This window comes from Streptomyces sp. NPDC059740, from assembly GCF_042733155.1.
Taxonomy (GTDB): domain Bacteria; phylum Actinomycetota; class Actinomycetes; order Streptomycetales; family Streptomycetaceae; genus Streptomyces.
Genome location: NZ_JBHWGP010000014.1, coordinates 34,365 through 54,330, shown reverse-complemented (window position 1 = coordinate 54,330; position 19,966 = coordinate 34,365). Strand labels below are relative to the sequence as shown.

The window sequence follows — 19,966 nt, the reverse complement described above, 5'->3', positions numbered from 1 at the left end:
CGGCACTGACGACAGGAGACGGGGGGCCGTTCCGCGCCGGGCGGCGTGGAGCGGCCCCCCGCCCTGTCGGTGGACAGGAGGAACCCCATGGGGCGCTACGTCGTACGACGACTGCTCCAGATGATCCCGGTCTTCATCGGGACCACTCTGCTCATCTACCTGATGGTGTACCTGCTCCCGGGTGACCCCATCAAGGCGCTGTTCGGCAGCAAGGCCGCGGACCCGGCCACCGTCGCCAGACTGCGCCACGAGTACGGACTCGACCAGCCCGTACTCGTCCAGTACTGGCACTACGTCAGTAACGTCTTCCGGGGTGACTTCGGCCAGAGCTTCACCGGCCAGTCCGTCGCCGACCTCATGGGGCAGGCGTTCCCGGTGACCATCCGGCTCGCCGTGTTCGCCTTCGTCCTCGAAGCGGTCATCGGTGTCGCCCTGGGCCTGGCCACCGGCCTGCGCCGCGGCGGCTTCCTGGACCAGGCCGTCCTGGTCTTCACGCTCGTCGTGGTCTCGGTGCCGGTCTTCGTCATCGGCTTCCTGGTGCAGTTCGTCTTCGGCATGAAACTGCAGATCATCACGCCGACCGTGCAGGACCCGACCAACCTCGGCCAGCTCTTCATCCCCGCACTGGTCCTCGCCAGCCTCTCCTTCGCCTACGTCACACGGCTGACGCGGACCAGCGTGGGGGAGAGCGCGCGTGCCGACTACATGCGCACCGCACTGGCCAAGGGGCTGCCCGCCCGGCGCCGCATCGGCGTCCACCTGCTGCGCAACTCCCTCATCCCGGTGGTCACCTTCCTCGGGACGGACCTCGGATACCTGATGGCCGGTGCCATCGTCACCGAGGGCATCTTCAACGTCCCCGGGGTGGGAAACACGCTCTACCACGCCATCCAGACCAGTGAGGGGCCGACGGTCGTCGGCATCGTGACGGTGCTCGTCCTGCTCTACCTCGTCATGAGCCTGCTCGTCGACCTGCTGTACGCCGTCCTGGACCCGAGGATCCGCTATGCCTGAGAAGACGACACCCGAGTCCGGAGCGGCCGTCGGCCCTGCCGCTCCCGTCACCGCGGGCCCGACCGCGGCACCGGACGTCAGCGGCGCCACCCTCGCCGCGGCCGAGGCCTTCACGGACAAGGGCCCGAGCAAGCCCCGCAGCCTGGGCGCCGATGCCTGGAAGAGCCTGCGCGGCCGCGTCATCTTCTGGGTGTCGGTCGTGCTCCTGGTGCTCTTCGTGCTGATGGCCGCGGTGCCCTCGCTCTTCAGCGCCACCGACCCCAACCACGCCGACCTCGCCCACCACTACCTCGGCACGCCGAAGTTCAGCCACGTCTTCCAGGAGGACTGGTTCGGCTACAACGAGCAGGGTCAGAGCGTGTGGTCGCGGACCGTGCACGGGGCCCGCGCCTCGATCACCGTCGGCGTCTTCGTCACCCTGGCCACCTCGGTCATCGGCGGCTTCATCGGCATGATGGCCGGCTACTTCGGCGGCTGGCTGGACTCGCTGCTCTCCCGTCTGACGGACATCTTCTTCGGCATCCCGCTGCTGCTGGGCGCCCTGGTGCTGCTCCAGGCGTTCCCCACGCGCACCGTGTGGACGGTCGTGCTGGGCCTGTCGGTCTTCGGCTGGATGCAGGGCGCCCGCGTCATGCGCGGCGCGGTGATCACGCAGAAGCAGGCGGACTTCGTGACCGCCGCCAAGGCGCTCGGCGCCGGCACCCCCCGCATCCTGATGCGGCACATCCTGCCCAACGCCATCGGCCCCGTCATCGTGGTCGCCACCATCAACCTCGGCGTCTACATCGCCGCCGAGGCGACCCTGTCCTACCTGGGCATCGGTCTCATGCCGCCCACCGTCTCCTGGGGCGTGGACATCTCCAACGCGCAGAACACGCTGCGGGACGCCCCGCACGTGCTGCTCTTCCCGGCGGCGTTCCTGTCCCTGACGGTGCTGGCGTTCATCCTGCTCGGCGACGCGGTGCGCGACGCCCTCGACCCCAAGCTGCGCTGAGGGAGGCGTTGTGACCACCGCAGAGAAGACCGCGCCCGTCCCCGGGCCGCGCGCGGAAGCCGACCACGACGGGCCGCTGCTCGAAGTACGCGACCTGCACGTGGAGTTCAAGACCGGAGAGGGCCTGGTCCGGGCCGTCAACGGAGTCTCCTACGACGTCAGCGCCGGCGAGACGCTCGCCGTGCTCGGCGAGTCGGGCTCCGGCAAGTCCGTCACCGCCCAGGCCATCATGGGCATCCTGGACATGCCCCCGGCCCGTATCCCGCAGGGCGAGATCCTCTTCCGGGGCCGGGACATGCTCACCATGTCCGCCGAGGAGCGCCGCCGCATCCGCGGCCCGAAGATCGCCATGATCTTCCAGGACGCCCTGTCCTCGCTCAACCCCGTCCTGACCGTGGGCTACCAGCTCGCCGAGATGTTCCGGGTCCACCAGGGCATGTCGAAGAAGGACGCCAAGGCGAAGGCCGTCGAGCTGATGGACCGGGTGAAGATCCCGGCCGCCAAGGCGCGGGTGGGCGACTACCCGCACATGTTCTCCGGCGGCATGCGTCAGCGCATCATGATCGCGATGGCGCTCGCCCTGGAACCCGACCTGATCATCGCCGACGAGCCGACCACCGCGCTCGACGTGACGGTGCAGGCGCAGGTCATGGACCTGCTCGCGGAACTCCAGCGCGAGTACCACATGGGCCTGATCCTCATCACCCACGACCTGGGCGTCGTCGCCGACGTCGCCGACAAGATCGCGGTGATGTACGCCGGCCGGATCGTGGAGACCGCGCCCGTCCACGAGCTGTACAAGCGCCCCGCGCACCCGTACACCCGCGGCCTGCTCGACTCCATCCCGCGCCTGGACCACAAGGGCCAGGAGCTCTACGCGATCAGGGGTCTGCCGCCCAACCTGCTGCACGTCCCGCAGGGCTGCGCCTTCAACCCGCGCTGCCCCAAGGCGCAGGACGTCTGCCGCACCGACGTGCCGCCGCTGCACACCGTCACGGAGGACGACGGCACGGTACTGCCCGGCCGCGGGAGCGCGTGCCACTTCTGGAAGGAGACCCTCCATGGCTGAGCCGAGCAAGCCGGCGAAGGACGCCGAGACGGCCGCCGAGGGCGGGACCAAGGCCACGGCGACCGGGGCCGCCACGGGCAAGGACGCCACCGGCAAGGCCGCCGGCGCCGCCGCGGCCAACGCCCCGGTGGCCGAGGCCCAGCCGGCCGCGGCGCCCGGCGACCGGGGCGAGCCGATCCTCTCGGTGCGCAACCTGGTCAAGCACTTCCCGATGACGCAGGGCATCCTGTTCAAGAAGCAGATCGGCGCGGTCAAGGCCGTCGACGGCATCTCCTTCGACCTGTACCCGGGCGAGACCCTGGGCATCGTCGGCGAGTCCGGCTGCGGCAAGTCGACCGTCGCCCGGCTGCTGATGACGCTGGAGACCGCCACCGCGGGTGAGGTCTTCTACAAGGGCCAGGACATCACCAAGCTGTCCGGACGCGCGCTCAAGGCGGTGCGCCGCAACATCCAGATGGTCTTCCAGGACCCCTACACCTCGCTCAACCCCCGTATGACGGTGGGCGACATCATCGGGGAGCCCTTCGAGATCCACCCGGAGGTCGCGCCGAAGGGGGACCGGGAGAAGCGGGTCCGGGAGCTGCTGGACGTCGTCGGCCTCAACCCCGAGTACATCAACCGCTACCCGCACCAGTTCTCCGGCGGTCAGCGCCAGCGCATCGGCATCGCCCGCGGCCTCGCGCTCAACCCGGAGATCATCATCTGCGACGAGCCGGTCTCCGCGCTCGACGTGTCGGTGCAGGCGCAGGTCATCAACCTGATGGAGAAGCTGCAGGACGAGTTCGGCCTGAGCTACCTCTTCATCGCCCACGACCTGTCGATCGTCCGGCACATCTCCGACCGCGTCGGCGTGATGTACCTGGGCCGGATGGCGGAGATCGGCACCGACGCGCAGATCTACGACCACCCCACCCACCCCTACACCCAGGCCCTCCTGTCGGCCGTGCCCGTCCCGGACCCGGAGGCGCGCGAGGGCCGCGAGCGCATCCTGCTCAGCGGCGACGTGCCCTCCCCGGCCAACCCGCCCTCGGGCTGCCGCTTCCGCACCCGCTGCTGGAAGGCGCAGGACAAGTGCGCGAAGGAGGAGCCGGTGCTGGCCGTGCCGGAGCGCTTCGCGGGCTCCGGCTCGCTGGCCGCCCACGAGTCGGCCTGCCACTTCGCGGAGGAGAAGGACGTGGTGGGGACGGTCGAGGTGGCCTGAGCGCCGCCCACCGCCCCTGCGGGAGAGCCCGCCGGACCCATCCGGGTCACGGCGGGCTCTTCGCTTCCAGCCGGGTCCTCGCCCCGGGTGGTCCGCTCCGCGGCGGCGCCCAGGGCGGCAGGGCTCAGCCCTTGACCAGGTGCACCACGGCCGTCTGGTCCACCGAGGAGGCGCTGCCGTAGTCGGGGTCGGTCGCGCTCGCCGTGGCGTCCACCTGGACGTCACCCCGCTGGAAGGGGGTGGTGCCGGTCGGGTCCGCCTGCGCGGTCCAGGACACGGGGGCTCCCGGCGTGCAGTTCACGGAGCCGGTGAAGTCGCCGCGGATCAGCACGTGCTTCTTGACCTGTGTCACCTTGCCCGAGACGGTCACGTCGACGGGCTTGGTGCAGGTGACGGTCCCGTGCACGGAGGCCTTGCCGTTGAGGGCGCTCGCGGTGCCGTCCACTGCCACGCCGAGGCCCAGGTCGAGTGCCGGGGGCGGCTCGGGGCTGGCCACGTGCACCTCACCGCGGAGCGCCGCGCTGCCGCCCTCGCAGTGCTGCTCGTAGGTGGCGTCGAGGTCCTGCACGGACCCGTCGGGGGCGAAGGCGATGTCGGTGATGGTGAAGGACCCGGTCAGGGTGTTGCAGCCGCGGCCGTTGCCGTCGAGGGAGAGGCCCGGCTCGGCGCTCTCGTTGAACGGGTAGCGGGTCGCGCCGGTGTACGTGCCCGCCTGAAGCTCCTGCCCGGCCGGCGCCGCCAGGTCCAGGTACCACCAGTCGCCGTTGGCTCCGTCGACCGAGACGTTCACGTGGCTGTGGTCGGTACTGCCGGAGACGTTGAGGCGGTCGTTCGACGCGGTCGCGTAGGAGTAGGAGCCACCGCCGCTGATGTAGTCGCCGGCGTCCCCGCTGAAGGAGAGCGAGGCCTCGGTGGCGGTGCCGGCGAAGGCCGCCCCGCCCGTACCCAGGACACCCCCCGCGGCCAGCGCCAGGGCGAGACCGAGACCTGCCCCGGTACGTCTGAGGCGATGCCCCGTCAGAACTGTGTGCATGCTGAAGAACCCCCACATGATGGTGCATCGGGTGATGCGCGTGATGAATATATAGCCATGTGAGGTCAGTGTGGGGAACGTGTGTACGAGCTTGTGGTGGTGGGTGCCGCCGTCCGGCGCGGCGGGGCCGGCCGTCCTCAGAAGACCGGCAGCGCCAGCAGCGTCCCCTGGTTGAGGACGAAGAGGCGGTTGCGGTCCCCGGCGGCGTAACGCGCCTGGCCGCCGGTGAGGGGGAAGGTCTGGGTGGCTGTGGCGGCGTTGCCCGGGCCCGTCCGGGGGTAGCCGCTCACCCCGGTGTCCCCGCTCTCCACCAGCCACACGCTGCCGCCCTGCACCACCGGCGGTCGCCAGGGCGGGGCGACGCCCGCCACGATCACCGGGTCCGCCGCCTGCGAGCCGTCGGGTTTCAGGGCCTTCAGCGCGTCACCGTCGACCGCGTACGCCACGCCCCCCGCCACCGTCGGCGGGCCCCAGCCGTACCTGCCGTCCCGCACCGGGAGCATGGTGTCCCGGCTCCACTTCTCCTTCTTGCCGGCGATGTCCACCGCGGCCAGGGTGTGGCCGCCCAGGTAGGCGATGCCGCCGTCGATCGCCGGTGCCAGCGCGCCGGCGGCCTGCCCCTTGCGGACCCAGGCCCGCACCCCGTCCTGCGCGCGCACCGCCATCACGTCCCCGCCGTCCGTGCAGAGCACCAGGTGCCCGGCGCCCAGGGCGGCTGCCGGGGCACCCCCGGTGAGCGGCAGCGGAGGCTTCCGGGTCCACTGCACCCGGCCGGTCGCGGTCGACACGCACCGCAGGGCGCCCTCGGACGTCAGCAGGTGGACGTGGCGCGCGTCGGCGGCGAGCAGGCGCTTGGCGTCCGCGTCCGCCGTCCACCGGGGCGAGCCGGTGGAGGCCACGAAGGTGCGCAGCGTCCCGTCAGCGTCGGCGGTGGCCACCAGCCGGTCGCCGATCGACAGGTAGCCGGCGTCGGCGGCCGCGTCGACCTGCCAGGCCGCCCTGCCGTCCGTCACCCGGCGGGCCGCGACACCACCGCCGGAAGCCGCGAACACCACGACGTCACCGACCGGCAGCGGCGGCCCCGACCCCGGGTCGGCCACGTCCGGGTGCGGTCCCCACAGCGGCTCCGGGGTGCCGGCGGAGGAGCCGGGCTTCGCCGCCGCCACGTGCACGGCCGGCGGGACGTCGAACGGGTCGGACGGAGTGTCCTCGCCGTGCCCGAGCCACCACGCCGTCCCGCCGCCGCCGGCGGCCAGCAGCAGTGCCCCGCCGCCCGCCAGCGACAGCAGCCGCCGCCGGGAGAGCCCCGCGGCGGGCGGGGCGCCGGTCGCGGTGAGGGTCCGTGTGCCGGCCCGCGCCTCGTCGTCGGCCTGCCGCCGCGCCGCGGTCTCCCGGCGCCGGATCTCCTCGCCCAGTGGGCCCGAGCGCCAGACCTTCCCGGCGCCGTGCGGCGCGGCCACGGCCCCGGCGACCTGGGCCGGGGTGGGCCGCTGCGCCGGGTCCTTGGCCAGGCACGGCCAGACCAGGTACCGCAACGCCTCGGGGACCGCGCTCAGGTCGGGGTCGCCGTGGACCACCGCGTAGAGCACGGCCGTCACCTCGGCGCCGGTGTACGGCGGACGGCCGCCCGAGGCCAGGACGAGGACGGCACCGAGGGAGAAGACGTCCGCGGCCGGGCCCACCCGCCGGCCCAGCACCTGCTCCGGCGCCCCGTACCCGGGGGTGACGGGTATCTGCCCGGTGCGGGTGAGGGTCAGGCCGTGCTCCGGGCGGGCGATGCCGAAGTCGATCAGCCGGGGCCCGTGGGAGGTCAGCACGACGTTGGACGGCTTCACGTCGCGGTGGACCAGTCCGGCCGCGTGGACGTCGCCCAGCGTGCGCGCCAGGGAGCCGGCCAGTTCACGCCAGGCGGTGTCGCCGAGTGGCCCGAACCGCTCCACCGCCTCGTCCAGCGTCGGCCCCGCCAGGAACTCGGTGGCGATCCACGGGCGGCCCGCCTCCAGGTCGGCGCCCAGCACCCGCGCCACGCCCGGGCTCGTCACGGCGCGTGCCGTCTGCGCCTCGCGCACGAAGCGGTGCGCCAGGTGTTCGTCCTGCGCCAGTTCGGGCAGCAGCACCTTCACCGCGGCCGGCTGCCGGGCGGCGTCCGTGCCGAAGTAGACCTTGCCCATGCCGCCCTCACCCAGGACGCCGAGCACGCGGTAGGGGCCGAGGCGCAGGGGATCTCCGGGGCCGAGCGGTTTCACGGCGGTCGCTCTCCTGGGGGGAAGGGATGGTCAGTCGAGGGGCAGGGCGGTGGTCTGCTTCTCCTGCCGGACCAGGAGGTGGCCGTGGGTGCGGTCGGCGCTGAGGACCAGGGGGGTGGTCCGGTAGGTCCACACCGCGGTGCGGGTGCGCAGGTCGACGGCGCGCACCCCCTGGTCGTCGGCGGCGTACAGGTACCTGTCACCGACCGCGGGCGTCACGTCCCTGAGGCTCTTTCCGGAGAACCCCTTCTCCTGCCAGTTCAGCGTCCCCGAGACGGCGTCGACGACGACCGTCCCGCGATCGGCCTCGGCGCAGTAGACGACGCCGTCGTGGACCAGGGGCGGCCCGTACAGCCGCGTCTCGCCCGCGCTGTCGCCGACGTTGCGGTCGTGGCCGAACATCCACGCCAGTTCTCCGTCGGAGATCCTGCGGGCGGTGAGGGTCTCGTCGCCCAGGTAGATGTTGTGCGCGTCGAGGGCGGGCGGGGTGGGCGGCTTGCCGGTGAACCCCTCGCTCGTCGACCACAGCCTGTGCCCGTCGGTCTTGTCGTGCGCGGCCAGTGTGACGAAGTGGATGTCCATCACGGGCGCCTGGCAGGTGACCAACCGCGAGCCGGCCACCCGGCCCCACAGCATCTTCGGGGTGTTCTCCTCCTCGGGTGCCCCGACGGGGGAGCGCCAGCGCTCCCGCCCCGACCCCAGATCCGCGGCGACCAGGTACCAGTGGCCGCCGGACGCCGCCCGCGCCACCAGGTAGGCGACGCCGTCGGCCACGCACAGCAGTTGGTTCCGGGCCTCCTTGCCGGTGAACGCGGACAACTCGGCCAAGGGCTTGCCCAGTTCGCCGTCGGTCGGCGCGACCTCGCAGACCGCCAGCGCGGCGCCCTCGTCGTGCTCCCGCAGCGCGTACATCTTCCGGCCGTCGCTCGCCGACCGCCAGACGTCCGCGACGTTCGCCTGCCAGGTGGAGGCCCCCGACTCGGCGTTGACACCCTGGAGCACGATGCCGGCCCGCAGTGCCAGGTTCCGTCCCGCGGTCATCGCCTCGCCGCCGGTCTCGGGGCACCACATGTTGGTGCTCCACAGCGGGGTGGGCGTCTTCGGCTTCGCCCCGGTGCGGCCGCCCGCGCCGCCACCGCCGGAGGACCCCCCGAGCCAGGCCCAGAGCCCGCCGCCCACCGCGACGCCGCCCACGGCCGCGCCCCCGGCAACGGCCAGCAGCCGCCGCCGCGACATCCCGGGGCGGCCGGTGCCCACCCGCGGCGGCTCGGCCGGTGCCGGCGGCGCGGTGCGCGGCGGCGGCTCCCGCCACACCTCGTCGCTGCGCCGGGCGATGTCGCGCAGCACCGCGTCGGGCAGCAGGGCGGCGAAGGCGCCCCGGTCCTGGACGGCGCCGCCCAGCAGGCCCGCCAACTCCGCGGTGGACGGCCGCTGGGCGGGGTCCTTGGCCAGGCAGCGGGCGAGGACGGCGCGCAGCCCGGGGCCCGTCGCGCCCAGGTCGGGTTCGCCGAACCGCACGCGGTACAGCAGGTCGGTGGGGGCCCCGCCGCCGAACGGGCCGCGTCCGGTGGCGGCGAAGACCAGCACCCCGGCCAGGGCGAAGACGTCACCGGCCGGGCCGTGCTCGCCGCCCGAAGCCTGCTCGGGCGACATGAACGCGGGCGTGCCGACCACACCGCCGAGGCTGGTGCGGTGCTCGTCGCCCACCGCGTGGGCGATGCCGAAGTCGATGATGCGCGGCCCGTCCGCCGTCACCAGCACGTTCGACGGCTTCAGGTCGCGGTGCACCGCCTCGGAGCGGTGCAGCCGGCCCAGGCCCTCGGCCAGGGCGGTGCCCAGGGCACGCACCGCCGGCTCCGGCAGCGGCCCGCCGGAGCGGACGGCCTCGTCCAGCGGCGGCCCCAGGACGTACTCGGTCGCCAGCCACGGGGTCGGCGCCTGCGGGTCGGCGGCCACGACGTGTGCGCCGTGACGGTCGCCGATGACACGGGCCGCGTCCGTCTCCAGACGGAACCGGGTGCGCAGGGTCGTGTCGGCGGCGAGGTGGGCATGGAGGGACTTCACGGCCACCGTGCGGCCACCGGCCGACCGGGCCAGGTAGACGGTGCCCATGCCGCCGCCGCCGAGCCGGGCCAGCAGCCGGAACGGGCCCAGGGCGGGCGGGTCCTCGTGGGTGAGGGGGGAGACCACGGCGTCAGCGCTCCCCGGTGCTCAGGTCCGCGGCGAGGAGGCCCGCCGACTGCGCGGCCAGCGCCGCCACCACCGGGCCGGGCCAGGACACCGGCTCGGTGGCCGCGGTCAGCGCCCCGTAGGCCGCCTGCGGCGCCAGGGCGCCCGGTACGCGGGCGGGGTCGGGGCGGTTGCCCGGGTCCCGGGACAGGCAGGCCGAGACGAGGTCGCGCAGGCCCCCGGGTATCTCCTCGCGCTCCGGGACGGTGTGGCCCGTGGCCGCGTAGGCCAGGACCGCGCCCAGCGCGTACACATCACCGGCCGGGGCCACCGGACCGCCCACCGCCTGCTCGGGTGCCAGGCAGCCCGGGTCCAGGCCGGGCAGCCCGGAGCGCGCGACGCCCTCCGGCGCGGCGGCGCGCGCCGCACCGAAGCAGCCCAGCAGCGGGCCGTAGGCGGTCAGCAGCACGGCCGCCGGGGACAGACCGCCGTGCGCCAACCCCAGGACGTGCGCCGAGGCGAGCGCTTCGGCGAGGGTCGCGCCCAGCGTCCGCACCACCGGTTCGGGCAACGGACCGCCGTACGCGGCGAGCGCCGCCGGCAGCGGCAGCACCGGCCGGTAGGGGGAGGCATGCCAGGGGAAGGCGGGCGTGCCGCCGATCTCCGCGACCTGCCAGAAGCCCGGCTGGGCCAGCCGCTGCGCCCACTGCGCCTCCGCCGCCCACCGCGCCGGATCGGCGCCGGGCGGCGGAAGGCTGACCACCGCGGTGTGCCGCCCGTCGGCGCCGCGCGCCAGGTAACGCCGGTCGCACCTCGCGTCCTCGGGCGGCCCCAGCCTCCCCAGCGTCACGTACCCGCCGATCCGCGGCGGATCGTCCGACCGCAGCCCCTCCATGCGTACCCCCGTCAAGCTCGCAGTGCGCAGAGCTTATACGGGGGCGCGCGACGCCCCGCACCGGGCGCCCGGCGAGGGCCGTGCGCCCTTCGGGGCTGTGGGCGCCCAGGTCACGGAGGACGGTCCGCGTCGTCGGGGACGCCTGCCGACGCGGCCGGGCGGTCGCAGCCGGCACGTGGCGCGGGGCCGTCCCGCAGACCCCGCCCCTTCGTCACGCGGGTGCCCGTTCGTCCAGGAGGCCCGCCGAGCCGGCGTCCCAGGCGGCGGCCGGCGCACCGGCCGCCGTGGCCTGGTCGAACGGGGCGAACAGACCGCCCAACGGGCCGCCGCAGAAACCGAGTTCGCTGACCGTGACGTCGGTGGTGCCGAGTCGGTTCACGCGCATCGAGGGAAGCCTCCGGGGGCGGACGGGCCGTTGCCGGGCCATCATGGCGCCCCGCGCGGCCCGCCGCCCAGTGGGTTCCGCCGGGGACCTCACCTCGCGGCCGGCGGCCCCGCCCCGTGCTCCGCTGCCACGGGGGCCTCGGCCAGGAACCAGCGCCGGGCCGAGGCCATCCACCACAGCGCGGCGAACCCCAGCACCACCAGCACCGCCACCGGCGCGTAGTTGAACGTCCGCCAGGTCACCGGCGAGACCTGCGGCAGCATGAACAGCACGGTGATCACCGCGACCCAGGCCACCGCCACCACACCCACCGGCCGCGACCACCGCCCCAGGTGCCACGGCCCGCGTTCGAAGTCCGCGCCGCGTGCCAGCCGCAGCAGGGTCGGGGTGACGTAGGCGATGCACAGGCCGATCACCGCGATGGAGGTCACCGCGGCGTAGGCGGTGCTGTTGATCAGGTAGGGCAGGCCCAGGACCAGCGCCCCGGCGGCGGCTAGCCACACCGCGGCCACGGGCGTGCGGGTGCGCGGGCTGACCGTGTGCCACACCCGGGAGAAGGGCAGCGCGCCGTCCCGTGAGAAGGCGTAGATCATGCGGGAGTTGGCGGTCACCGAGGCCATGCCGCAGAACAGCTGCGCCCCGATGACGATCAGCAGCAGCAGCTTCCCCGTCGTCGCGCCCACCGCGTCCAGCAGGATCTGCGCCGGCGGCACCCCGGTCGGTGAGCTGACGGCCCCGTCATAGGAGCGGATGGCGAAGGTGAAGGCGAGCAGCAGCACGAACCCCGCGATCAGCGAGGTCCAGATGGACCGGACGATGCCGCGCGGGCCCGCCACCGCGGCGTTCCGCGTCTCCTCCGTCATGTGCGCCGAGGCGTCGTACCCGGTGAGCGTGTACTGGGCCATCAGCAACCCGATGAGGACGACGTAGGTGGTGCTGCCCCAGCCCGTCCCGTTGACGAAGTGGGTGAAGACGAAGGAGGCGGACCGGTGGTGGTCGGGCACCAGGGCCAGCACCGCGGCGATCAGGGCGACGCCGACCACGTGCCACCACACGCTGACGTTGTTCAGCAGGCCCACGATCCGCACACCGAAGGTGTTGAGCAGCCCGTGCAGCAGCAGGATCACGGCGAACAGCGCCACCGTACGGCCCGGTGTCACGGTGAAGCCGAACTGGAGGTTGAGGTAGGCGCCGAGGAAGGAGGCGGCGCCGAAGTCGATGCCGGCGGTCACCGCCACCTGGCCCAGGAAGTTGAACCACCCGGTGAACCACGCCCAGGCGGCGGCCGAGCGCGGTGGCGCCAGCCGGTGCGCCCAGAAGTACAGCCCCGCGGAGGTCGGGTAGGCCGAGCAGATCTCCGCCATGGCCAGCCCCACCAGCAGCGTCATCAGCCCGACCCCGACCCAGCTCCAGGTGATCAGCACCGGGCCGCCGGTCGTCATGCCGTACAGGTACATCGTCATGCAGCCGGAGAGGACCGAGACGATGGTGAAGGACACCGCGTAGTTGGAGAACGCCGACATGCGGCGGGCGAGGGTCTGCGCGTAACCGAGCTGTGCGAGGCGCTCCTCGTCGGAGCCGGCGGCGGGGGAGTCGCCGGCGCCCGCCCCGGCCCCCGCTGCCGGGTCGCTGGGGGAGGGCGGGTGCGCGCGGGGATCGCGGGAAGTCGTCATGGACCAGCGATGCCCAGGTTGTGAGCATGACATGCGGTGGGCGGGTGGTCGCTCACGCCGGGGAGCGGGGCGGACCCCTTCCCGCCGGTGCGGCGCCGGGGACGGGGCCCGGCGCCGGCCCTGCGGCGCGGCGCCGGGCCGGCGTCCCTCCCGTGCTGTCAGCCGAGCAGGAACAGGTCCAGCTCCACGCTGTGCGGACGGCGCCGTCCCGGCGCGACGAAGAGGCGCTCGTTGATCCGGGCCAGCCGTGGGGCGGCGGTGGTCAGGCGGGGGAAGCTCCGGAAGTGGACGCGCTCCGGCGCCACCTCCTCGCCCCGGGCCAGGGCCGCGATGTCCTCCGGGCTGCCGGAGCGGATGCCGGTGTTGTGCACGGCGATCCGCTCGCCCCGGTCGGTCTCCAGGGCGTAGCGGGCGTCGAGTTCGGTCAGGGTTGCGGTGCGCAGGACCTGGTGGTCGGCCCCGCCCGCGAGCACGGTGCCGCGCACCTCCGGCCCCTCGAAGCGGCCGCCGGTCAGGGGGACCAGCCGCCGGTGCCCGTCGGGGGCCTCCCCGAGGTCGTGGGCGGCGTCGACCTGCACCGACAGGTGGGCGAAGAAGGTGAGCGGCGGTGCGGCGGGAGCAGCGGTCATGACGGTGCCGCCCGGCTCAGTTGACGCGGTCGGCGAAGCCCTGGGGCAGGTCCTCGGGGCCCACCGCGACGACGCTCTCGTCGTCCTCGCCGACGTACTCGAACAAGGTGATGCGGGCGAACTCCGGCACGACGTAGATCGGGTAGGTGGGGCCGGCGTCCCGGTAGGCGCGCATCTCGTCCAGGTGGTCGTTCTGGTAGAGCACCGTCCGGCTGCCGTCCTGCTCGATCCACTGCGGGAAGAAGATGGTGCCGTGCAGGACCCGCCGGCCGGGCAGCACGTTGACGACGACCGAGGTGCCGGTCGGCTCGTTCCAGGAGACCTTGAAGACGTCGTCCGCGAGCTGCACCAGGTCGACCTCCTGGTCCTTCACCCAGCGCCCCCCGACCATCCCGGTGTGGATGCGGTAGTCGATGGTCGTGGCGTTCTTCACGTACATCTCGTACTGCCAGCCGTTGGCGTAGGTGTAGATGAAGCGGTGCCCGGTGATGCGGGAGAGGTCCTGCGGCGGGACGGGGTTCTCGACAGTGGTCGGCGTGTGGGTGCCGGTGGTCGTGGTGGTCACGGGGGGTGCTCCTTCGTGCGGTACTGCGTGCGGCGGCCCGCCGGCGTGCCTCGCTGCCCGTCCGGACCGTCGCCCTCAAAACAACTCTGACACAAAACATGTTTGTGGCAAAAGTAAGTGTGCGGGGGTTCACAATGGGTGCATGAGCAACCTGGAGAGGGCGACCGGTGGGCAGAGCGGTGCGTGGCACGGCACGCCGGAGGCGCGGGGCGGGGCGCAGGTGGCGCGGGGCGGGGCGCAGGTGGCAGCCGGACTGAGCGGCCTGCTGGGGCCGCTGCGGCGCGCCGTGCTGCGCGCCACCCGCAACGCCGAGGGGCTGCCCGACCTCCCGGAGGCCCAGATCGAGCTGCTGCGCACGCTCTCCTCGTCCCCCGAGGGCCTCAGCCCCGGCGCGGCGGCCGCACGACTGCGCGTGGCTCCGTCCACCGTGAGCAACCTCGTGCGGACGATGTCCGCCGCGCGCCTGGTGGAACGGGTCCGGCCCGAGCACGACCAGCGGACCGTGGTGCTCACCGCGTCGAGCGAAGCCCTGCACCTGCTGGACCGCTACGACCGCGCCAGCGCCGCAGCCCTCACCCGCGTCGTCGAGGACCTGCCCGACACCGACCGCCTGGCCCTGAACCAGGCGCTGCCCGCCCTGGAGCGCCTGGTCGCGGCGCTGGAGGACGCGAACGGGGCGGGGGGCGAGGGGCGGGTGTGACGCGGGCTAAGGCGTCCTCGGCGCCCTGCTACGGGCTCCTCCGGGGCGTACCCGGTGCCCGCGGACGCAGCCGGCACGTGGACGAGGGCTTCAGGTGGACGCGTTCCGCGCCGCCCATCCCCTCACCCCACCACCAGCACCTCGTCCCACCCCCCGAGCACCCGCCCCTCCGCGTAGGCGTCCAGGGCGAGCGCCACCCCGGCGGAGCCCTCCAGGAAGGCGGGCAGGTCGGTGCCGTCCGGGGTGCGGTAGCCGAAGGGGAGGCGGGCGTCGAAGGTGTCGAGGACGAGGGTGGCCAACTCCTCGCGGGCTGCGTGCAGTCGGGGTTCGGGCCAGTGGTCGGCGATGCGGCCCAGCACGTGGAGCAGGCCGCTCCAGCCGTGGCACAGGGCGGCGTCCGCCACCTGCCAGCGGCCGGGCGGTTCGGCCAGCAGGGCCCCGACGGACCGTTGCGCCAGCGTGTGCCAGTCCGCGCGGTCGAAGGCCAGCGCCGCGAGCTGCACCGCCCGGGAGACGCCCGGTGCGCCGTAGCACCAGGAGGGGCGCCGCTGGGCAGGGGCGCTGCCGGGGCCCTGGCGCCAGTGGTCGAGGGTGAGATACCCGGGCCAGGCCAGACCGCCGGGCACCGGGACCGCCCAGTCGGTCAGCAGGGCCGTCATGCGTTCCACGGCCTCGCGCTGACCGTCGACGACGACGCCGGAGCTCCAGGCGAGGGACAGCAGCGCCAGCGGACCCGGCACGCCGTGGGAGAGGCCGAGGTTGAGGTGGCCGTGCGGCAACTCCCCGGCCTGGCCCTCCCTGGCGGTGGCCGTCGTCCACCAGCGCGGGACCCGCTCGCCCGCGTACGCCACCTCGCCCAGGGCGAGCGCCACCAGGTAGGACAGGACGCTCCGCAGCTCCGCCTCGCAGGTCTCGCGGCGGGCCAGGAGGTAGCGGCCGATGCCCGTGACGCCGCGCACCGCCTCGAACTGGCCGTTGGTGGGGACCGGGCCGTCGGGCAGCGGCGGCAGCGCGGCGCGGACCATGCGGCGCTGGTAGCCGTCCAGGCGGGTCAGCGCGGTGCGGTAGCCGCCGGTCGCGCGGTGGGCGACGAGGGTGGCCACCGCCACCGCGCCCGGTCCGTGGAACACCCCCTCCGGCACGTGGCGGTGGCTCGCCAGGGCCGTCATGGCGTGGGACAGGTAGGCGTGGCCGCGCGCCCGGTGCTGCGGCGAGGTGGCCGCGATGCCGGCGAAGGCCATGGCCACGCCCGGGTGGCCGGCCGAGAGGGAGAGGTCGGCCCAGTGCGGTTGGAGCAGCTCCGCCTCTCGGTGGGCGGCTCCGGCCGAACCGGTCGCCGCAGCGGTCGCGACCGGGTCGGCGAGCTGATCCAGGAGGAGGTCGCGGACGTGGCGGGCGGCCTGCCGGGAGGCCGGCGGCGTGCCGGGGCCGGAGGCGGAGGCGGTGCCGTCCTGGGCCGGTACGGGCCCGAGATGTGCACGCGCGGCGCCCGTCCCGGTCACCTCTCCCGCCCCCGTGCTGTTCCTGCGGCTTGTGAGGCGGGCGCCGAGAGGTGCCGGCGGCGGCCCGCCACGTCCTGGGCGACGGCGCGCAGCAGGGCGCAACTGCGGTCCTCGGCCTGCCGGTCGGTGCCCAGGAGGCGGTTGTGCTGCATGTGCAGCAGGCTGCGGAAGACCTCGTCACGAGCCGCCCCGTCACACGGGGTCCCGGTGCGGGCGGCTCCACCGGGCTCCGACCCGTCGCCGGCGGTCCCGGGGCCGGCCGGGAGGAACAGCCGGCCGTAGCGGCGGGGCGCCGGGTCCCGCGTCCACAGGTCCGCCAGGCGGGGAGCGTCCAGGCGCTCGCCCAGGAGCCGGGCTGCCGAGCCGGGTACGACCAGCTCCCGGGCCACCGCACGGTCCTCGGGCGCGAGCAGGTCGGGACGTCTGCGGTAGGCACCGCACACCCATGCCGGCCAGTCCCGGTCGCCCAGGGCGTCGAGCAGCGCCACGTGGTTGAGGACCGCCCACACCGCCGGCGGCAGCCGCGGACCGCCGTGGCGGCGCCGTGCGAGCTGTTCGGTGGCCGAGCGGCTGTCGAGGTGGAAGACGGCCTCGGCGTGGGGGAGGGCCGCGGGGCCGCCGTAGCGGGCCGTCTCCGGTTCGTAGGTGTCGAGGGTGAGGGTGCGCAGGGCGCCTTCGGTGCGCAGAGCCCGGCCCCATGCCGTCAGTCGCGGCAGCACCGTGCCGCGCAGCGCGCCGGGCTCGCCCGCCAGGCGGACGCGCAGGTGGGGCTCCGGGTCGCGGTAGCGGACGAAGTGCCACCCGGTGAGGTGGTCGGCGACCTCGTCGAGGAGGGCGGGCAGGCGCGTGGCGAGGAGCGCGTCGTGGGTCTCGGGCGCGGCGTACACCTTGGCGTACAGCCAGCCCTCTCCCGGCAGGGCGAAGCCGGAGCCCGGGTCGGCCACCGGGAGCCGGCGCGGCGCGGGCCGGTCCGCCCGCACGGCCGGGGCGCCGGGAGCGGCCGGGGCGGGGCCGGCCGCGGGCTCGGTGAGCCGCCGGGCCAGGTCGCGGCGGAGGAGGGGGACGACGATCTCGGTGCGGTGGCCGGCCGCCCAGCCCAGGCCGTCGCCGTCGGCCGCCGGGTCCTCGAAGAGCGCCGGCCGGCCGCCGCGCACCTCCTCGCGGAGGAGGCAGCGGTGCCAGGGGTCGGTGAGGTCGATGCCGTAGACCCGGTCGCCGCGCACCACCTGCACCCGGTCGGGGACGCGGTAGCGCTCGCGCCAGCCGTGCACCGCCGCCTCCCAGGCGCCGTCCCCCGCGTCGCCCGCCGCCGCTCCGCTCAGGTGGCGGTCGGGGAGCCAGCGCAGCGGGGAGACCGTCACCCTGCCGAAGGTGACGCGCGGCAGGACCGGCAGCACCTCCAGTCCACGCCAGTCCCAGCCCGTCCAGGTTCTGCCGCGTCCGAAGACCATGTCCACCAGCAGCCGCACCACCCGGGGCGCCTCGTGGTCGAGGGCCACCAGGTGCGGGACGAAGGGCACCACCTCGCGCCCGCTGTCGGGGCAGGTCAGCCGGAAGCCGGCGGGGCCCAGGGAGACCAGCAGGCCGCGCCAGTCCACCACCTCCGCGCCGCGACGCTCGGGGAAGGCACCGACCGGGATCTCGTGCGGGACGAGCAGCGGGACCTGGCTGGTGTTGAGCGCCCGGCCGCTCCTGGGGCGGAACGTCACCTGGGCGGGGAGGTCGCCGGGCTCGACGCCGGCCCTGACCAGCCGGGCCAGTTCCTCCTCGGTGCCGGTGGTCGACGCGAAGCGGCCGGCGGTGGCCCCGGCCAGCCAGGCGGCGGCGTGCGGGGAGGCCAGGAGGCGGAAGTCACCGGCGTCCAGGGCGGCGGCGCTGCCGGCCAGGAGCTGGAAGCAGAGTTCGAGGGAGCGCGGCGCGGGCAGGTCGGGGTGGCGGTGACCGGCGGCGAGCCGTTCGACGGTCTGGGAGGTCAGGCGCAGCTCGCGGTCCCGGCCGACGAGGGCCTCCTGGGTCAGCTCCGCCACCAGGGCGCGCCGCCGGGCGGAGGCCTCACCGTCCGGCGGGGCGGTGGGCGCCTGCCGGTCCAGGGGGGCGTCATAGCCCTCGGGGAAGCCCAGGCCGCGGTGCGGGTCGGTGAGGTCGGCGAGGCGGACCGCGGTGGCCGTGCCGTACCGCTCCAGGAAGCGGAGCTGGTAGTCGCGCATGTGGCGGTGGGTCAGCCACTCCTCGGAGATCGCCCACATGGCGGCGGCGTAGCGCTCCGCCTCCGCGGTCACCTGCGGGGGCAGCTCGGCCTCCACGGCCATGCGCAGATCCACCTGGACGGGCGGGGAGGGCTGCGCCTCACGGGTCCGCATGCGCCGGGTCAGGGCCCGCCACTGCGCGCGGCCCTCACCCGGTGCGGTGCGGCCGTACGTGTCGAGCGCCCGGCGCACGGCGTGCAGTTCGCGGCGGGCACCGGGCAGCGGCGTCAGGGCCGCCTCCAGGGTGTCCAGCGCCGTGGCGTCGGTGCGTTGCGGTGACAGGGAGGCCAGCAGGAGGCCGTGGGTGAGGAGGCTCGCCAGCACGTCGTCGATCCGTGCCTCGGTGGCCTGCGGGAAGGCCGCGGTGGCCTCCTGGAGCAGCAGCCGGTAGGGGAGGGGGGCGGCGGCCCGCTCGTGGACCCAGGTGACCAGGGCGTTGCGGCGCACGGACACCTCGGCGCCGCCCTCGCCGAGCTGGAACCGGCCGTCGGCGCTGCTGACGAGGTTGTTCCAGACGACGTCGGTGCGTCGGCGCACCTCGGGGCCGGCGCACCAGTCGCGGACCCGGTCCCGCAGCCACTGGCCGTCGGGGCGGGCCGCCTTGCTGCCGGGCCCGGTCACCGCGAACCGGGTGCGCGGCCCGGTCCGGGCGGGGGCGACCCCGGCGAACAGGCCGAAGGGGGTGGGGCGGGTGGCCAGCCGCAGCGCGTAGCGGGTGGTGGAGGCGGCCAGGCTCCGCCGCCGCCGGGGGCCCGGGTCCGCACCGGCCGCGAGCCGGTCCAGGGCCTCGCCCAGGCTGGAGCTCGCCACCTCGACGGCCTCGCGCAGGACGGGGTCGGCGAGCGCCGCCGGGAGGCCCGGGGAGGCGGGGTCCCCGGTGGCGGGGAGCCGGTGGCGCGGTACGCCGGTCATGCGCAGCAGCAGCGGCTCGACCGCCGTGAAGTCCTCGCTCATCTCCCCCGCCATCTCGCTCCCCGGTGCCTGCTCGGGCCGCGGCCCCTCTCCCGTAGCCGGGGCCGCGGCCCTCACCTCAGGCGCAGCAGGTGGGACACCGCGACTGGGTGCTGTACGTCAGGTTGGGCGAGGTGTAGCTGCGGCGTGCGAAGCCGAGCCCCTCGCTGTCGGCGGCGACGTCGGAGAGCTGGACGTCCAGGTCCAGGTCCGCGTCGAGAAGGTTCTCGAATTCGGCAGTGGTGGGCATAGGGCCTCCCGGTCAGTTGTGAGGGGTCGTGCACAACTTGCCGGAGTTCTGTTCGAACCCCGGGTAGAACGTATGAGGCTCCTGTGACCGCCAACAAGTGACGTTTCCGGCCAGCCGGCCGGCACCCGCCGACCGGGTCGGCCCCGGCAGTGGTGCCGCGCTCCCGGTGCCCGCGGCCTCGTCCGCCACCGCCGCGCCGACCCGCCCCCGCAGTCGCCGCCGGCGCCCCGCCGCGGCGGTTGCGGGACCGGTGGCCGACGGCGCCGGCGCTTCGGCCAGGGACCGCACGGGCGCTGTGTGCAGGGGTGGGGGTGCGGGTGGCGGGGAGCCGCGCAGTGGCGGGGGCGCGGTCGGGCGGGTGCGGGAGGCCGGGCGGCCCGTCCGTCCGGAAGTCGACGTTTGAAGGGGGCCGCGTCCGGTGGGCGGGTGGCTTCGTGCGTTCGG

At 74.7% G+C, this 19,966-nt stretch carries 16 protein-coding genes; 5 read left to right on the top strand and 11 right to left on the bottom strand.

Going from position 1 to position 19,966, the window contains the following annotated elements; translation table 11 throughout:
* Positions 1–87 precede the first annotated feature (87 nt).
* From ACFV3R_RS18590 to ACFV3R_RS18575, 4 genes are read left to right on the top strand one after another with little or no spacing between them, the layout of a single operon-like run.
* Complete coding sequence (locus ACFV3R_RS18590) at positions 88–1,014, top strand: ABC transporter permease (protein WP_385583565.1); 927 nt, start codon at positions 88–90, stop codon at positions 1,012–1,014.
* Positions 1,007–2,008, top strand: a complete 1,002-nt coding sequence (locus ACFV3R_RS18585) for an ABC transporter permease (RefSeq protein WP_385583562.1) — start codon at positions 1,007–1,009, stop codon at positions 2,006–2,008. The genes ACFV3R_RS18590 and ACFV3R_RS18585 overlap by 8 nt, the downstream gene beginning before the upstream one ends.
* A gap of 10 nt (positions 2,009–2,018) precedes the next feature.
* The gene (locus tag ACFV3R_RS18580) at positions 2,019–3,077 is read left to right on the top strand and encodes an ABC transporter ATP-binding protein (protein ID WP_385583559.1); all 1,059 of its coding nucleotides are present in this window, start codon (positions 2,019–2,021) and stop codon (positions 3,075–3,077) included.
* Positions 3,070–4,278: an ABC transporter ATP-binding protein gene (locus tag ACFV3R_RS18575; protein WP_385583556.1), complete on the top strand. Its 1,209-nt coding sequence runs from the start codon at positions 3,070–3,072 to the stop codon at positions 4,276–4,278. The genes ACFV3R_RS18580 and ACFV3R_RS18575 overlap by 8 nt, the downstream gene beginning before the upstream one ends.
* A gap of 124 nt (positions 4,279–4,402) precedes the next feature.
* Here the strand turns inward: ACFV3R_RS18575 and ACFV3R_RS18570 are convergent, their stop codons facing one another.
* The 8 genes from ACFV3R_RS18570 to ACFV3R_RS18535 all read right to left on the bottom strand — a co-directional run bounded on the left by ACFV3R_RS18570 (position 4,403) and on the right by ACFV3R_RS18535 (position 13,873).
* The gene (locus ACFV3R_RS18570) at positions 4,403–5,311 is read right to left on the bottom strand and encodes a hypothetical protein (RefSeq protein ID WP_385583553.1); all 909 of its coding nucleotides are present in this window, start codon (positions 5,309–5,311) and stop codon (positions 4,403–4,405) included.
* A 137-nt stretch (positions 5,312–5,448) separates the two neighbouring features.
* Positions 5,449–7,557, bottom strand: a complete 2,109-nt coding sequence (locus ACFV3R_RS18565; protein WP_385583550.1) for a protein kinase — start codon at positions 7,555–7,557, stop codon at positions 5,449–5,451.
* A gap of 30 nt (positions 7,558–7,587) precedes the next feature.
* Positions 7,588–9,747, bottom strand: a complete 2,160-nt coding sequence (locus tag ACFV3R_RS18560) for a protein kinase (protein WP_385583547.1) — start codon at positions 9,745–9,747, stop codon at positions 7,588–7,590.
* Positions 9,748–9,751: 4 nt separating this feature from the next.
* A complete protein-coding gene (locus tag ACFV3R_RS18555) occupies positions 9,752–10,636 on the bottom strand; it encodes a serine/threonine protein kinase (protein WP_385583543.1) in 885 nt (294 codons plus the stop codon).
* Positions 10,637–10,832: 196 nt separating this feature from the next.
* The gene (locus ACFV3R_RS18550) at positions 10,833–11,006 is read right to left on the bottom strand and encodes a hypothetical protein (RefSeq protein ID WP_385583540.1); all 174 of its coding nucleotides are present in this window, start codon (positions 11,004–11,006) and stop codon (positions 10,833–10,835) included.
* A gap of 89 nt (positions 11,007–11,095) precedes the next feature.
* Positions 11,096–12,679, bottom strand: coding sequence for an amino acid permease (locus ACFV3R_RS18545; RefSeq protein ID WP_385583537.1), 1,584 nt, complete (start codon positions 12,677–12,679; stop codon positions 11,096–11,098).
* 158 nt (positions 12,680–12,837) lie between these two features.
* A complete protein-coding gene (locus ACFV3R_RS18540) occupies positions 12,838–13,308 on the bottom strand; it encodes a DUF3237 domain-containing protein (protein ID WP_385583534.1) in 471 nt (156 codons plus the stop codon).
* A gap of 16 nt (positions 13,309–13,324) precedes the next feature.
* Positions 13,325–13,873, bottom strand: coding sequence for a phenolic acid decarboxylase (locus ACFV3R_RS18535; RefSeq protein WP_385583531.1), 549 nt, complete (start codon positions 13,871–13,873; stop codon positions 13,325–13,327).
* A gap of 142 nt (positions 13,874–14,015) precedes the next feature.
* Between ACFV3R_RS18535 and ACFV3R_RS18530 the strand changes: the two genes are divergently transcribed.
* The gene (locus ACFV3R_RS18530; protein ID WP_385583528.1) at positions 14,016–14,573 is read left to right on the top strand and encodes a MarR family winged helix-turn-helix transcriptional regulator; all 558 of its coding nucleotides are present in this window, start codon (positions 14,016–14,018) and stop codon (positions 14,571–14,573) included.
* A 122-nt stretch (positions 14,574–14,695) separates the two neighbouring features.
* On the opposite strand, the gene ACFV3R_RS18525 is transcribed toward ACFV3R_RS18530, so the two are convergent.
* From ACFV3R_RS18525 to ACFV3R_RS18515, 3 genes are all read right to left on the bottom strand, one after another.
* Positions 14,696–16,075 (bottom strand): lanthionine synthetase C family protein, encoded by a 1,380-nt coding sequence (locus ACFV3R_RS18525; RefSeq protein ID WP_385583525.1) that lies wholly within the window; start codon positions 16,073–16,075, stop codon positions 14,696–14,698.
* Positions 16,072–19,275, bottom strand: a complete 3,204-nt coding sequence (locus ACFV3R_RS18520) for a lantibiotic dehydratase (protein WP_385583521.1) — start codon at positions 19,273–19,275, stop codon at positions 16,072–16,074. Before ACFV3R_RS18520 ends, ACFV3R_RS18525 begins: the two co-directional genes overlap by 4 nt.
* Before the next feature lie 76 nt (positions 19,276–19,351).
* Complete coding sequence (locus ACFV3R_RS18515) at positions 19,352–19,522, bottom strand: class II lantibiotic LanA (protein WP_385583518.1); 171 nt, start codon at positions 19,520–19,522, stop codon at positions 19,352–19,354.
* Between the last annotated feature and the right edge of the window lie 444 nt (positions 19,523–19,966).

Excerpts from the sequence above, each read along its gene's own strand:
- ACFV3R_RS18550 (WP_385583540.1), bottom strand. The coding sequence starts at position 11,006 with ATGCGCGTGAACCGACTCGGCACCACCGACGTCACGGTCAGCGAACTC.
- ACFV3R_RS18515 (WP_385583518.1), bottom strand. The coding sequence starts at position 19,522 with ATGCCCACCACTGCCGAATTCGAGAACCTTCTCGACGCGGACCTGGAC.
- ACFV3R_RS18540 (WP_385583534.1), bottom strand. The coding sequence starts at position 13,308 with ATGACCGCTGCTCCCGCCGCACCGCCGCTCACCTTCTTCGCCCACCTG.
- ACFV3R_RS18575 (WP_385583556.1), top strand. The coding sequence starts at position 3,070 with ATGGCTGAGCCGAGCAAGCCGGCGAAGGACGCCGAGACGGCCGCCGAG.
- ACFV3R_RS18545 (WP_385583537.1), bottom strand. The coding sequence starts at position 12,679 with ATGACGACTTCCCGCGATCCCCGCGCGCACCCGCCCTCCCCCAGCGAC.
- ACFV3R_RS18570 (WP_385583553.1), bottom strand. The coding sequence starts at position 5,311 with ATGCACACAGTTCTGACGGGGCATCGCCTCAGACGTACCGGGGCAGGT.
- ACFV3R_RS18585 (WP_385583562.1), top strand. The coding sequence starts at position 1,007 with ATGCCTGAGAAGACGACACCCGAGTCCGGAGCGGCCGTCGGCCCTGCC.
- ACFV3R_RS18590 (WP_385583565.1), top strand. The coding sequence starts at position 88 with ATGGGGCGCTACGTCGTACGACGACTGCTCCAGATGATCCCGGTCTTC.
- ACFV3R_RS18520 (WP_385583521.1), bottom strand. The coding sequence starts at position 19,275 with ATGAGCGAGGACTTCACGGCGGTCGAGCCGCTGCTGCTGCGCATGACC.
- ACFV3R_RS18530 (WP_385583528.1), top strand. The coding sequence starts at position 14,016 with ATGAGCAACCTGGAGAGGGCGACCGGTGGGCAGAGCGGTGCGTGGCAC.